10 protein-coding genes and 1 pseudogene are annotated in these 13,200 nt (G+C 70.7%); 3 read left to right on the top strand and 8 right to left on the bottom strand.

Annotated elements, in window-relative coordinates; translation table 11 throughout:
* Positions 1-10 precede the first annotated feature (10 nt).
* Positions 11-1,756, bottom strand: a complete 1,746-nt coding sequence (locus CCO03_RS06000; protein WP_236904045.1) for a zinc-binding metallopeptidase family protein — start codon at positions 1,754-1,756, stop codon at positions 11-13.
* A 710-nt stretch (positions 1,757-2,466) separates the two neighbouring features.
* Positions 2,467-3,477 (bottom strand): Bug family tripartite tricarboxylate transporter substrate binding protein, encoded by a 1,011-nt coding sequence (locus tag CCO03_RS05990; RefSeq protein ID WP_087278558.1) that lies wholly within the window; start codon positions 3,475-3,477, stop codon positions 2,467-2,469.
* A 226-nt stretch (positions 3,478-3,703) separates the two neighbouring features.
* On the opposite strand from CCO03_RS05990, the gene CCO03_RS05985 reads away from it, so the two are divergent.
* Positions 3,704-4,114: an OsmC family protein gene (locus tag CCO03_RS05985; protein ID WP_087278555.1), complete on the top strand. Its 411-nt coding sequence runs from the start codon at positions 3,704-3,706 to the stop codon at positions 4,112-4,114.
* Between the two features lie 685 nt (positions 4,115-4,799).
* Here CCO03_RS05985 and CCO03_RS05980 read toward each other — a convergent pair.
* The 3 genes from CCO03_RS05980 to CCO03_RS05970 all read right to left on the bottom strand — a co-directional run bounded on the left by CCO03_RS05980 (position 4,800) and on the right by CCO03_RS05970 (position 7,990).
* Entirely contained in the window at positions 4,800-5,435 is a 636-nt protein-coding gene (locus CCO03_RS05980; protein WP_087278552.1) for a LysE family transporter, read from the bottom strand.
* A gap of 257 nt (positions 5,436-5,692) precedes the next feature.
* Positions 5,693-6,613 carry a hydroxymethylglutaryl-CoA lyase gene (locus CCO03_RS05975; protein ID WP_087278549.1) on the bottom strand — a complete coding sequence of 307 codons (921 nt, stop codon included), beginning with the start codon at positions 6,611-6,613 and terminating at the stop codon, positions 5,693-5,695.
* Positions 6,614-6,994: 381 nt separating this feature from the next.
* Entirely contained in the window at positions 6,995-7,990 is a 996-nt protein-coding gene (locus CCO03_RS05970) for a DUF4349 domain-containing protein (RefSeq protein ID WP_087278546.1), read from the bottom strand.
* Between the two features lie 280 nt (positions 7,991-8,270).
* Here CCO03_RS05970 and CCO03_RS05965 point away from each other — a divergent pair.
* A pseudogene (locus tag CCO03_RS05965) lies at positions 8,271-8,929 on the top strand (glutathione S-transferase family protein).
* A 114-nt stretch (positions 8,930-9,043) separates the two neighbouring features.
* Here the strand turns inward: CCO03_RS05965 and CCO03_RS05960 are convergent.
* Both CCO03_RS05960 and CCO03_RS05955 read right to left on the bottom strand, forming a co-directional pair.
* Positions 9,044-10,303: an FIST signal transduction protein gene (locus CCO03_RS05960; RefSeq protein WP_087278543.1), complete on the bottom strand. Its 1,260-nt coding sequence runs from the start codon at positions 10,301-10,303 to the stop codon at positions 9,044-9,046.
* A 93-nt stretch (positions 10,304-10,396) separates the two neighbouring features.
* Positions 10,397-11,521 (bottom strand): PhaM family polyhydroxyalkanoate granule multifunctional regulatory protein, encoded by a 1,125-nt coding sequence (locus CCO03_RS05955; protein ID WP_157667525.1) that lies wholly within the window; start codon positions 11,519-11,521, stop codon positions 10,397-10,399.
* 313 nt (positions 11,522-11,834) lie between these two features.
* Here CCO03_RS05955 and CCO03_RS19530 point away from each other — a divergent pair, with 313 nt between their 5' ends.
* The gene (locus tag CCO03_RS19530) at positions 11,835-12,014 is read left to right on the top strand and encodes a hypothetical protein (protein ID WP_157667524.1); all 180 of its coding nucleotides are present in this window, start codon (positions 11,835-11,837) and stop codon (positions 12,012-12,014) included.
* Here the strand turns inward: CCO03_RS19530 and CCO03_RS05950 are convergent.
* Positions 11,995-13,167: a TraB/GumN family protein gene (locus tag CCO03_RS05950; RefSeq protein ID WP_157667523.1), complete on the bottom strand. Its 1,173-nt coding sequence runs from the start codon at positions 13,165-13,167 to the stop codon at positions 11,995-11,997. The two genes, CCO03_RS19530 and CCO03_RS05950, sit on opposite strands and share 20 nt — an antisense overlap.
* Between the last annotated feature and the right edge of the window lie 33 nt (positions 13,168-13,200).

The following is a 13,200-nucleotide window of genomic DNA, read 5'->3' as shown; positions in this document are numbered from 1 at the left end:
GTGCTCCTGATCAGTATTGGTCTTCGGTGGTGCGGGCGCCCAGCGGGCCTGCGGCGGGTGCGATGCGCTTGCCATCGCTGGTGTGCACACCGGCGGCAATGAGCGCCGCCATCATCACGCGGTACAGGCGCAGGCCTTCGGTGTTGGCGTTGCCGGGCACCCCCCATTCGTAGAACGCGTGGGTGCCGCCCCCTGCGGCGTTGGTCGAGATGTTGAGGTTGATGGTGGGCACGCCGATGGCGGCGGGCACGTTGTCGTTCAGGCTCGAGGCCGCGAGCGACAGCTCGGTGCGCTTGTCCACGCCCACGGTTTCGGCAGCCTGCCAAGCCGACTGGATGGACACGTCGCTGAGGTCGGTGCGCTCATGCGGCGGGCGGTCGCCAAACCACACCAGCTCCATGCTCACGGCCTGGGCCGAGCCCTCGGCCGCGCCGAAGCGGGCGTTCTCCTGCGCCATGCCGGCGGCAAACAGCGGCTCGATCCGCGAGCGGATCTCGTTGAGCGGCTCCAGGCGCGGCGAGCGCATGTCCACCTGCATGGTGCAGCTGGGCGTCACGCCGTTCGGCAGCGGGGCCTCGCACGCCATGGTGCCCACGGTGTACGTGGTCTTGAGCGCCTTGGCGTCGCTGTCCCACGGCGTCTTGATGTCGGCGATGCGTGCCGCCGCCATCGCCGCCGCGTTCAGCGCGCTGGGCGCGGTGGCCCCGCCCTGGGCGGCTTCGGCGGGCGCCTTGAACTTCATCTCGAAGCGGTAGCTGCCGATGAAGTTGATGGTGCCCGAGCCACCGTCGATGCTGAAGTTGGTGACGAAGTTGAGCGCGTTGTTGCCCTTGCCCGTGTCCTGGTTGTAGCCATAGAGCTGCTTCATGCCGGCCAGGTTGCCCTTGCCCTCTTCGCCCGCCGTGCCGCACACCCAGATGTCGTACACCGGCTGGATGTTGTACTTTTTCAGCATGCGGGCGATGTGGAAAGCCCCCACGGCATTGCCCATGGCATCGCTGTAGCCGGGCACGTAGTGGCGCAGCGCGCCGGCGGCCGTGGCGGCATCGGCGGTGTCGAAGCGGCGGTAGGCCTGCGTGTAGAACGCATCGCGCACGATGCGGCCGTTGCCGTCGAAGCTCAGCGCATTGGGCAGGGCCGCCAGCGCTTCCGGCGTGCCCACGATGGCCTCGGCCATCGACTGCAGCTTGATGGGCTCGAAGGGGTTGCTCTCGGGCGGCAGCTCGGCGGGGTAGACGGTGTCGATGTGGCCTTCGATCAGCACCTTGGGGTACTGGCCCTTGTAGGCCTGCGCGCCCTGCGACCCGGCATAGCTGCCCTTGATCTGCGCGCACACGTTGTAGACCGGCAGGCCATCGACGAGCTGCAGCCCCGCACCGGGCAGCTGCCCATCCTCGCGCGTGACGACCTCGGCCTCGTCAAAGCCCCACTCGTCGATGAGGCGCTGGCGGATGGCCTGCGCGCGGCGGAACTCGTAGCGCGACGGGCTCGCGATGCGCACCAGCTCCATGTGCGAGTCGTAGCGGTATTGCGCGTCGGCGTCCGTCTGCCATTCGGCCACCAGCTGGCGGATCTTGGGGTCGGCGCTGATGGCGGCCGCCGCATCCTTCACCGATTGGCTGATGGTGGGCACATTCCCGCTCGCCGGGGGCGGCGGAGGCGGCGGCACCGGCGTGTCGTCGTCCCCCCCGCCTCCGCACGCAGACAGCAACACCGTCATCGCGCTGACGGCAAGCAGCCGTTTCCTGGTGGTCATCGTGGTTCTCCTGATTGGACATGGATGGCAACGCGGACCGCGCATGCAGGCTGCAACCTGCGCCTCGACGTCCGCGCAGGCCACCGGCAAGCCACGTGCCCACGGTGGGTACATCTGACCGGCATCAGCGCGGCACCCGACCAAAGTCCGGTGCTGCGTGTGCAGGCGGATTCACCATAGGCCGGCGCCCGCAGCGGACGCGTCACCTAGGCGCTTGTCGCCCAGCGCGGATCGGTGCCATCTGCATAGCCTGAATCGTCCGAGATCATGAACAGGTATTCGGCCATGCTCGATGACTCACCATCGGAAGGATCACCATACTGGTGGTGGGCGTGATCTATCGGCTCACCCGAGCAGGCCTCACGGCCCCTCACGCGATACCCTCAGACACAACTTTTGCCACGTGCTGCAGGCGCCGTGCCTGCACGAGGCCATGCGCCTGCCACCGCGTCCGCAGGGCTTACACAGGTTCACGGACGTCGCCACGGCACGGCGCAGCCCGTAGGCGGCGACGGGTTGCCGGTTCGATGCATGCGGCTCGGCCATGGCACAGGTCGCGCTCCGGGTGCGAAGCGTGGACCCATCGTTCACCCACGAGTCGGGCGCAAGGCGTTCACCCCATTCGCGGGCTCAGGCCGGCGGCGCACGCTTGATCTGCAGTATGCAGCCACTTCCGATTCAAATGAATCGGAAATTCGACCATACTGCCCTCAATCCAGCTGGATGCCGAGCGGCGCGATGAGCTTGCCCCAGCGCACGTTCTCGTCGCGCAGCCACTGGCCGTAGGCCTGGCGCGAGGCCGAGGGGGCGGGCTCTTCCCCCACATCGGCCATCTGCGCCACGAACTGCTTGTCGCGCGTGGCCTGCACCGCCGCCTGGTAGAGCTTGTCCAGCACGGCATCGGGCGTGCCTGCGGGCGCCAGCAGGCCAAAGGTGACGTAGGCCACCAGCTCGGGATGGCCCAGCTCGGCAAAGGTCGGCACCTTGGGCAGGATGGGCGAGCGCTTGGTGTCCATCACCGCCACCACGTGGGCCTTGCCGCCCTTGTCCAGCTGCAGGCCGCTGGCGATGGCCTCGACCTGGCTGTCCAGCCGGCCGCCCACCAGGTCGGCCACCGAGGCGGCCGAGCCCTTGTAGGGCACGTTCTGCATGTTCCACGCCAGCACCTTGCCCATCCAGTCGCCCAGGATGTGGGTGAAGCTGCCGACGCCCGTGGTGCCAAAGCTCACGCCCTCGGTCTTGGCCTTGGCGTAGCGGTTGAAGCCGGCGAAGTCGGTCACGCGCGTCACGGGCCCGGCCGTCAGCACGAAGGGCTGGCGCGACACCAGCGTGATCGGCGCAAAGTCCTCCATCCGGTAGTTGAGCTTTTTGTACAGGTGCGGGTTCATCGAGGTGGTAGTGCCGGGCGCAAACAGCAGCGTGTAGCCATCCTTGGGCGCGCGGGCCACGTACTCGGCCGCCACGATGGTGGCGGCGCCGGTCCGGTTCTCGACCAGCACCGTGGCGTTGAACGCCTTGCCCATGAGCTCGGCCAGGCGGCGCGCCGTCACGTCGGTGGGCCCGCCCGCCGCATACGGCACGACGAGCGTGATGGGCTTGGCGGGGAACGAGGCCGCGCCACCCTGCGCCACGGCCGGCAGGCTGATGCCGGTCAGCGCCACGGCCAGCCCCAGCGTGGTGGCGGTTTGGCGGGCAACGGCGGAAACGATCAGGGTGTGCATGGGACGGTTCTCCAGGGTCGACAGGCGTCGGGCCAAGGCCAGGCGGACGCGAGCGGCACAAGCGGCTTGTGCCGGCAAGCCGGCATTCAACGCCGGCCACCCCGGGGCGTCACCTGGGAAAACGCGCAGCCGCTGTCATCTGGGCGTCTGGCGTGCGCCCCGAGGCGCGCGATCGCGGTGCGCGCCACGGTGCAAGATCGGCGTTTTCACATTGGAAGGATTGACCATGCCGCTCAGCGCCACCGCCCACAGCACCGCCACCGCCTACCGCGTGCGCCTGCAAGACCCCGCGGGCCACGAATGGTGGGCCGACGAGCCCGTCAGCAACGGCGGCGGCGACACCGCCCCCGACCCGGTGCAACTGGTGCTGTCCGGCCTGTGCGCCTGCACCACCATCACCGTGCAGATGTATGCGCAGCGCAAGGGTTGGCCGTTGAGCGGCGTGCGCGTGCACGCCACGCTGAACCCCGCGGGCGACCCGCCGCGGGGCGAGGCCAACCACATCGCGCGCGAGCTGCACCTGGAGGGCGCGCTCGACGCCGAGCAGCGCGAGCGCCTGCTGCAGATCGCCAACGCCTGCCCCGTGCACAAGCTGCTCTCGGGCAGCCTGGTGGTCGACACCACCGTGCACGCCTGACCGGCGCGGGGGCAGTGTCATCGCCCGCGGAGCCCCGTACCGGGCTGCGGCGCAGAAGCGACATGACCTGCACACCCGACCGGGCTGCGGCGCAGAAGCGGCATGACCTGCGCACCTGACCGGGCTGACGCCGCAGGCCGCCAGGTTGAGGCGCCAGAGAATCGACAACCGATCGATGGCATGACCGCCCGCAGGCCGGGCTGGCCATCTGCGCCATCGCGGCCAGCGGCGGCGGCGGCAGCGCGGCTCAGTGGCTTGACGGCGCGAGCGGCAGACTGATTCATCCGGGCTCCAGCCGTTCGCACAACGACGGGAACCGACTGGGGGCGCTGGTCGGCCCGGTGAGTCACCGTTGGACCTCCCGCCGTCAACAGGTGGTGCATGGGCGAGCAAGTCCTGTGTTCAGCAACGCGGGCAAGACCCACCTGGGCGCCGCACCACGATGGCCAGGTGGGGACAGCACGATGCAAGACCGGACGGTGCCGCGCTGGCCGGCAAGGATCGAGCGCCTCCATCGCATCGAAGACAGCGCGCATCGGACCGGCAATGACACAGGCTTGCTTCGTCTTTGATCAATTCATGCAGTATGGCCTGATTGTCGTCATTTCATCATCGGCCATTCACCCATACTCCAAAATCCTCAACCCCCTACCCGGCCCCCGCGCAGCCAGGCAGCAGCCCGCGTTCAGCCCACGCGCTTGACCAGCGCCAGGCTGGCCCCCATCAGCATGAGCACCGAGCCGAACACGCGGTTCTGGTTGCGGCGCGCGCGCACCGAGCGCAGCAGCGTCTGCAGGCGCGAGGCCAGCCACGCATAGCCGTGCATCACGGTCACGTCCACGGCCAGCGTGGTCACCAGCAGGATCAGCAGCTGCAGCGCCAACGGCCGCTTGGGGTCGATGAACTGCGGCAGCACGGCCACCATGAACACGATGCCCTTGGGGTTGGTGACGTTGGTCAGGAAGCCGCGCAACACGCGCTGGCCCACGCTCAGGCTGGCCTCGGCGGCCAGTGGCCCCGTGGCATCGGCCGCCGCCACGGGCGCGCGCCATTGGCGCCAGCCCAGCCAGATCAGGTAGGCGGCCCCCAGCAGCTTGACGATGAGGAAGGCCGTGCTCGACGCCAGCAGCACCGCGCCCACACCCAGGCCCGCCACCAGCAAGACCACGGCCAGGCCCAGCTGCAGGCCCAGGATGGTGGGCGAGGTGCGGCGCACGCCGTACGACAGGCCATGGCTCATGCTCAGCACCGCTCCCGAGCCAGGCGACAGCGCAATCAGCCACATGGCTGCGAAATAGGCCATCCACAGGTGCAAGTCCACGGTTTCGTCCTCTGTTCAACACACAACAAGGCGCGACGAGGCTCGCCGTGAGGCCACCGCGCCAAACCGGCGATTGTCGCGCAGCGGACGTTTTGGCGCTCGTCAGGTCGACAGCCGGTCATGCAGGTGCGCGCTGCAGGACCAGGCCGGCGTTGACGCCATGCCGGACCTTGGTGGGCCTGCGGGCAGGCGGTTGCGCCCGCCGCGCGTGGGCGCAGCGGGCCGATGCGCACCGCGTCAAGCGAAGCGGATGCGCGTCAGGCGCAGCGCTTGGTGCGGATGGCCTTGGACACGCGCGAGTTCGGCTCGCGCCCCAGGGCCTGGCTGACGAACACGCCCGCGTCGATCAGCGCATCGAGGTCGATGCCCGTGTGGATGCCCAGGCCATGCAGCAGGTAGACCACGTCTTCGGTCGCCACGTTGCCCGTCGCGCCCTTGGCGTAGGGGCAGCCGCCCAGGCCGGCGACCGAGGTGTCGAACTGCCACACGCCCATCTCCAGCGCCGCCAGCGTGTTCGACAAGGCTTGGCCGTAGGTGTCGTGGAAGTGGCCCGACACCTCGTCCAGGCCGTAGTGCGCCAGCGTGGCCTCGAAGGCCGCGCGCACCTTGCCCGGCGTGCCCACGCCGATGGTGTCGGCCACGCCCACGTGCTGCACGCCGATGTCCTTCATCAGCCGGGCCAGGTGGCCCACCTTCTCGGGCGCGACCTCGCCCTCGTAGGGGCAGCCCACGGTGCAGCTCATGGCCCCGCGCACGTGGATGCCCTGCTCGCGCGCCATCTGCACCACGGGCGCAAAGCGCTCGATGCTCTCGGCAATCGAGCAGTTGATGTTCTTCTGGCTGAAGGCCTCGGTGGCCGAGCCGAACACCACGATCTCCTGCGGCCATTCCTCGCGCGGCGCCGACAGGCAGGCCTCCAGGCCCTTGACGTTGGGCGTCAGCACCGAATACACCACGTCGCTGCGGCGCTTCAGGCCGTGCATGACCTCGGCGTTGTCCGCCATCTGCGGCACCCACTTGGGGCTGACGTAGCTGGTCACCTCGATGTGGCGCAGACCCGCGGCCTGCAGGCGCTCGACGAGCTCGATCTTCACGGCCGCCGGCACCGGCTGCTTCTCGTTCTGCAGCCCGTCGCGCGGGCCCACGTCCACCAACTTCACACGTGAGGGGTAAGTCACTCGCATCTCCTGAATGTTCTGGCCCGGCTGCGCGCGCCGTCGCGGCCCTCTGCCCGAGCGCCAACACCCGGCAGCCGGCGCCTGCACGCCACGCAGCCCGGCGCGCAAGCCCGCGACGGGACCGGGCCAGGGTGCGCCACGCACCCGCCGAGCCCGCAGGGCCTGCCATTGTGCCGTGCAGTGGCGCCACCAGCCGATTCGCCGCCGCGTGCCGTTGGCGGCCAGGGGCGCCACGCCGATCCCGGGCCCATCACCGTTCCAAGTGGCGCGTGCTGGCAATCGCCTTCGACAACGGCGCACGTCGTCGAGCGCGTTGCGGCGCCCACGCCACCACACCGGTGCTCGGCAAGGCCTGTCAGCCTGCGCGGTGCCCGCGCCGCATCAGATGGACCGGCGACGCAGCCACCAGCGCAACGCCCAGCCCAGCGCCACGAGCGCCAGCCCCCACGGCAGCACCAGCGCCACCACGCGCACCAGCGCATGGGTGCTTTCGGCGGCCAGGTTCACCGCATCGCGCAGCACCTCGCGCCAGGGGTTGTAGTGGGTGGCGGTTTGCAGGCCGCGCTCGGCGCGGAACTGCATCTGCACGAACTGCTTGGCCGTCTGCTGCTCGAGCAATTGGCGCTGGGTCAGCGCGCTGTCGATCTCGGCCTGCACCTGGGCCAGCGTGTCGCGGATCTGGAACAACTCGGCCAGGGTGCGCTTGACGCTCTTGTCGGCCAGCAGCTCGCGCAGGCTGTCGCGGTACTCGCTGCGGTTCTTCAGGTGCGCCTCCACGTCCACGACCTGCGCCGTCAGGTCCTCGCTGCTGGAGGCGTCGCTCACCACCTTCGCCCCGCCACTCAGGGCGCCCGTCAGGCGCGCGTAATCCTGCGGCGCCACGCGCAGGCTCAGCGCGGCGCTGACCGGGGTCTGCGCCGTCTCGCGCTGCAACTGGGCCGAGACCAGGTCGCAGTCGAGCCGGCCACAGGCCTCGCGCACGGCCGCCCACACCTCGGCCACCTGATCGGCAGGCGCCTCGACCTGCAGCTGGTGCCGCACCGCCAGAAAACGCCGCGGGGCCAGGGGCGTGTCGCCCGCTCCTGCACCGCCGGAGGCGTCACGGGCGGCCACCTTGGCCTCATCCATCGCGGTCCCCGCCTCGGCCTGGACCGCCCGCGCAGTGGGTTCGGCCTGAACCGCCAGCGCAGCGGGTTCGTCCAGGCTGGCCTCGGCGGTCGCGGCCGGCGCCTCGCTGCGCGAACAGCCGGCCAGGCCCACCAGCAGCGCCACCGCCAACGCGCCGGCGGCCCGCCGCCACATCGGCTGCAGGCCCTGGTCAGGCCGCAGCCCGTGCCCGTGCAGGGGCGCATTCCCACCAACGGTTTTCGATCGCATCGACACACTCCATCATCAACAAGGGTGCTGCTTGAACGGCGCAGCGCCGCTGCCGGGGTTAAACCCGGCGCATGGGGCGACCTGGCCTCGCCCGCGTCAAGCTTGGCCGACACACCTGCCCGCCGATGACACGCTGATTCGTGAGCTGGCTGAGCCACGTGTTTCCTCGCTCAGTCTGGGACATGGCCGATGCCGCAGCCCACGGCACCACTCTCAGGCGGCTGTTCGCCCCGGCCTGTGCGGCCACAATGGCCCACTCCGCCACCCACACCCGCCCACCATGCTGACCCTGCTTGGCAAACCCAGCTCCATCAACGTGCGCAAAGTGCTCTGGCTGCTCGACGAGCTGGCCCTGCCCTTCACGCTGCAGCCCCACGGCAGCGGCTTTGCCCCACCGACACCCCGGCCTTCAAGGCCTTGAACCCCAACGCGCTGGTGCCCGTGCTGATCGACGACGGCGCCGTGGACGCGGCGGGCCAGCCCTTGCCGCAGCCGCTGGTGCTGTGGGAGTCGAACACCCTCTGCCGCTACCTGGCCGGTCGGGCCCAGCGCCACGACCTGCTGCCCGCGAGCCCCACCGAACGGGCGCGCGTGGAGCAATGGATGGACTGGCAGGCCACCGAGCTCAACACCGCCTGGCGCTACGCCTTCATGGCGCTGGTGCGGCGCAGCCCGCTGCATCAGGACCCCGCGCAGCTCGCCGCCAGCGTGGCCGACTGGAACGGCCGCATGCGCATCCTGGAGGCGCAACTGGCCAAGACCGGCGCCTTCGTGGCGGGCGCCACGTTCACCCTGGCCGATGTGGTGCTGGGCCTGTCGGCCGAACGCTGGCGCATGTGCCCCATGGACCGCGAGGCGCTGCCGGCCGTCGACGCCTGGCATGCGCGGCTGTGCGAGCGGCCCGCGTTCCTGCGCCATGGACACAACGGCATGCCTTGACCTAAAGACTGAAGACTGAAGGCTGAAGGCTGAAGGCTGAAGGCTGAAGGAAAAAATACCTGGAGTATGACCCAATTGCCGATGATCTTTCATCGGCAATCCAGCCATACTGCCTCAATCCTCGCGCAGGAACACCGTCAGCACGCCTGAAAACCCGTGCACGGCGTCGTGCGCGATCTCGCCACCGGCCATCAGGCCCACCACGGGCACGCGGCCCAGCGCGTGGCGCAACAGCTGCAGCTCGGCACCCGGCGCGCCGAAATAGCCCCCGCCACGGCTGACGCAGCTCATGTAGACCGCCCCCGCGATGCGCTCGCTCTCGAGGCCGGCATGCAGCCAGCGGGACTCGCGGTCGGGTGCCTCGGCCTGGGCCAGCAGGCGCTGGGCCTGCACGGCGTCGAGGGCCTCGGGCTCGAGCGACTCGCGCAAGGCGGTGCACACACGCGTCAGGTCGGCACGCGCAAAAGCGCGGTCGCGCTGGCAGAAGGTGACGGTGGCGCCCTCGTCCACCGCTTCGGCCAGGGCCAGGCCGCTGCGCGACGGATCCACCCCCACCACGCTGCGCACATGCGCCTTGGCCGGCAGTTGCCCGGCGTAGCGGCGCTCGGCCTCGGGCCGACCGTTGATGGCCAGCAGCGTGTCGCGCACGGCATGCAAGGCCTGGCGCGGCTGGTCCAGGCTGACGTTCAGGTCGCCCAGCATCTGATCCAGCGCGGGCTCGCCGTCCAGGGCCAACAGCAGGTTGCCCTCGGCCTCGGTCAACACGCGTTCGCGCCCGATGGGCTTGCAGCCGTGGATCAGCCGCATCTGCACGCCGATGCGGTGCGTGAAGGCAACGCCCGACAGCCCGCCTTCGAGCACCGACTCCTCGGCGTCCTGCCCCGGCTGGTGGGCCACCTGCACCACGCGGGACCGCGTGGTGCTGAGCGCGCCGAACACGCTGCCGCTGACCATGCGCGACGCCAGCTCGCGCACGTTCTCGCCCAGCTCGGTCATGTCGGCATCGGCATGCACCAGGGCGGTGTGGGCGTCGAAATGGCTGGGCAGGGGCGCGATGCCGCTGAAGACGCAGAACTCGGACTCGGGCAGGTCGAGCAGCATGACGGCCAGCGCGGGCTCGTCCAGGTACTCCGCCTCGTCGGCCAGCACGCCGATGCTGACGGCCCCCGACCAGCTGCTCACGCTGGGCACCGCCTGCCGCAGCCCGGCCAGCAAGGCCTCGGCCTGCGCGGCGAAGTGGTCGGTCAGGTAGACCAGGCCCAGGGGGGGCGGGCTGCTCACGCCGGCCAAGGCGGCTTTGAGCTGGGCCACCACCAGGCCCAGGGCCATGTTCCAGTCGGGATGGGTGGCGTGGGCCACCGGAAAACGCATCATGGGCAGGCTCGTGACCGATTCAACGGCAAAGGATCAACGGCGGATGGCGGATGGCGGATGGCGGAGGCGGATGGCGGATCGGGTCGCCGGACGTCAGCGCCCGCCTCCCGCCGAGGTTGGCGGGCGCTTGCGGGCCGGCTTGGCCGCGGTTCCGGCCTGGGCACGCGGGCTCGCCGCCTTGGCGGATGCCTTGCGCGACGCAGGCTGGGCGGCCGGCTTGGCCGTGGGCTTGGACTTGGCGGCCGGCTGCTTGACCGGCTTGGCCGCCGCAGACGCCGGCTTGCGCGCCGCTCGCTGCGTGGCGGGCGCGTCATCGGCCGCCGCGGTGGCACGGCCGGCCTGCCGCACCGCCTGGGCCGTGGCCTCGCGCATGGCGGCGGCCTGCTCGGTCACGGCCGTGGCGCCGGCCAGGGCCGAGGCCTGCGCCGCCTTCAGCATGTCCTGCGCCGCCTGCCCCATGCCGGCCACGGCCGGCATCGCGGTTTCGCTGCCCTGCAGGGCCGCGCCCGCCAGGGTCTGGAACTGACGGGTCAAGGTGCCCCACCAGTTCATGGGATCGGCCAGCGGAGGGGTTGCATCGGTCTGCGGCGCATCCGCCTCGGAGGCATCCGCGTGGGGCCCACCTGCCTGGGGCGCATCCGCGGCGGGTGGTGCCGGGACCGGCTCTGCAGCCGGCGCCGTGGCAGCAACCGGGGGCACCGGCACGGGCGTCTCGGCCGAGCTCGCGTCGGTGCCGGCCGGCTCGCCCCCGGCGCCCATCAGCGGCCAGCTGAAGGCCTTGGCCGCCTCAGCGAACGGGGCAAACGCGCTGGCCAGGGCCTGCTGGCCCGCGGCGGGCAGCCCGGCATCCGGGGCCTCGGCCGCGGCGTCTGCCGCCTCGGCGGTCGCCCCCAGGGTGGGCATGCGAAACGCCTTGGCCATGTCGCTCAGGTTCACGTTCATGGACGAAAGCGCCGCCACCGTGAGGCGCTGCACCTCCAGCGCCTGAATGGTGGCTTTGACGGCATGGGCGTTCTGCTCGAGCCAATACAGCACCGTCTTGAGCTCGGACACCCGGCGGTCCAGCTCCTCCACGCTCAGCGTGGGGGCAATCCAGTTGCCCAGCGGCGCGGCGTGGCCGGCATCTTTTTGCGCCTGCATCGCCCCCTTCATGAGGTTCTGCAGAAAGTCCAGGCCAGGCACCAGTTGCTGGAAATGAAAAGGTGTCGCTTGTGTCATGGTCTCCTCCAACGCGCAACCCGTGTGCGCAAGGCCACCCCATTGTGCCGCCCAGCGCCGCATCCCTCGCGTCCCCTGGGGCATCGCCGCAGTCTTGGGCTGGCGATCACGCATCGGCGCAGGGTCGCCTTGTGGCGGATGCGGTTGGTCTCGGTCCGTGTGGCGCGAGCCGCCGGTGGGAAAGCCATACGGCGCCTTGTCGAGCTGCCCGGTTTCGGTGCTGATCGCGCCGCGGCCGCCTCTGCCGGCGCCCGTCCAGTGCACAGAGGCGTGTTTGCCCATGCTTGGCTCGGCTTCACGACGCCCAACCGCCATGGCCGACCTCATCGACGTGTCGTGGATCGGCTCCATGGCACGCCGCGCCGCGCACCGGCGGTGTCGCGGCCTCAGCGCGCGCCACGGCGTGAGGGTCGGGGTGCAGGGGAATCTGCGACGCAAACGCCGCATTCACCGCAGTATCACGCCATTTCTGATCAATCAACAACGCGTGTGACCCGATACCCGCGTTGGCTCAGTTCGGCCGCCACACCTTGCGGCCCCACCATGTGCAGGGCGCCCACGGCCAACAGCACCGACTGGCCCTCGCGCAACAGCCGCTCGAAGGCATCGGCCATGGGCCCGTTGCGCGCGGTGAGCACGCGGTCCTGCGCCTGCCGGTCGGCCTCGCTGTGGATGCAGTCGCACCACTCGTGGTAGCGCGTCAGCGTGTCCACGTCGCCCGCGGCCCAGGCCACGCCAAGCCGGCGCAGCTGCTGCAGGCCGCGTCCCGACTCGAGTTCATCGAGCGCGTCGTCCAGCTGGGCCGCATCGGCCTGCGCGTCTTCGCCCTTGAGCAGCGCGGTCTGGCTGCGCACGTCCTCGACGGCCACCACGCGCTTGCCCTGGGCCTTGGCCAACAGGGCCAGCACACGCTCGGAACCGTACTCGGCATGCAGGCCTTCGCTGCGCGCCGCCAGCACCATCAAGGCCGCGGCCTGCAAGTGGCTGGCCGCCCCCGCCAGCGCCTGCGGCGGCAGGCACACGCGCTGCAGCTGCGCCGCCATGCGCTGTTGCTGACGCGCATCAGGCGGCGCCGCATCCGCCGCGGCCGGGTCCGGCTGCGCCGCGCCAGCGCGCCCCGCGGCCTGCGCGTCAGCCTGCGCGCCCACGGGTTTGCCGGCCGTGGCCCGGCTGGTGGCGGCCATCTCTTGCTGGGTGCGCGGGTCGGTCAGGTCGACCTCCAGTGCCAGCACATCGACGCGGGCCAGGGCCTGCTGCAAACGCGGGCCCAGCTGCAGCCAGGGCTTGCGGCCCAGGTGCATGGTGCCGTAGAGCCAGCCGCGCTGACCGTTCTTCTCGACCTGCCAGAGCAGGCCGCGATCGGGCGCGGCGGGCTGCGCCCGCTGCAGCGCACGCAGCTCGGCCGTGCCCAGGAGCTGCGGCGTCTCGGGACACAGCGCGGGTGCGGTGGCGGCCGAGGCTGCGCGCGCCGGGACCGCCGTCGCACTGGCCTTGGCGGCGGGCGCGCTGGCTGCCGCTGCGGACCCGGCGGGACTGGCGGCAGCCCCGGCCGCACCGGTCGACACGGCCCAGCTCAAGGCCGCACAGCGCGCCAGCCAACCTGCGGCGCGGGTCAGTTTGCGGGCTGTGCTGGACACATGCATCATGGGGTATTCCGCTTCACCGTTCAATTTCAGATC

This window comes from Comamonas serinivorans, assembly GCF_002158865.1.
GTDB lineage: Bacteria > Pseudomonadota > Gammaproteobacteria > Burkholderiales > Burkholderiaceae_C > Comamonas_E > Comamonas_E serinivorans.
This window is presented reverse-complemented; position numbering and strand designations above follow the sequence as displayed.

What these genes read in the sequence shown, in the direction of transcription:
- CCO03_RS06000 (WP_236904045.1), bottom strand. Translation starts at nt 1,756, where the DNA reads ATGACCACCAGGAAACGGCTGCTTGCCGTCAGCGCGATGACGGTGTTG.
- CCO03_RS05990 (WP_087278558.1), bottom strand. Translation starts at nt 3,477, where the DNA reads ATGCACACCCTGATCGTTTCCGCCGTTGCCCGCCAAACCGCCACCACG.
- CCO03_RS05985 (WP_087278555.1), top strand. Translation starts at nt 3,704, where the DNA reads ATGCCGCTCAGCGCCACCGCCCACAGCACCGCCACCGCCTACCGCGTG.
- CCO03_RS05970 (WP_087278546.1), bottom strand. Translation starts at nt 7,990, where the DNA reads ATGCGATCGAAAACCGTTGGTGGGAATGCGCCCCTGCACGGGCACGGG.
- CCO03_RS05960 (WP_087278543.1), bottom strand. Translation starts at nt 10,303, where the DNA reads ATGATGCGTTTTCCGGTGGCCCACGCCACCCATCCCGACTGGAACATG.
- CCO03_RS05955 (WP_157667525.1), bottom strand. Translation starts at nt 11,521, where the DNA reads ATGACACAAGCGACACCTTTTCATTTCCAGCAACTGGTGCCTGGCCTG.
- CCO03_RS19530 (WP_157667524.1), top strand. Translation starts at nt 11,835, where the DNA reads ATGGCCGACCTCATCGACGTGTCGTGGATCGGCTCCATGGCACGCCGC.
- CCO03_RS05950 (WP_157667523.1), bottom strand. Translation starts at nt 13,167, where the DNA reads ATGATGCATGTGTCCAGCACAGCCCGCAAACTGACCCGCGCCGCAGGT.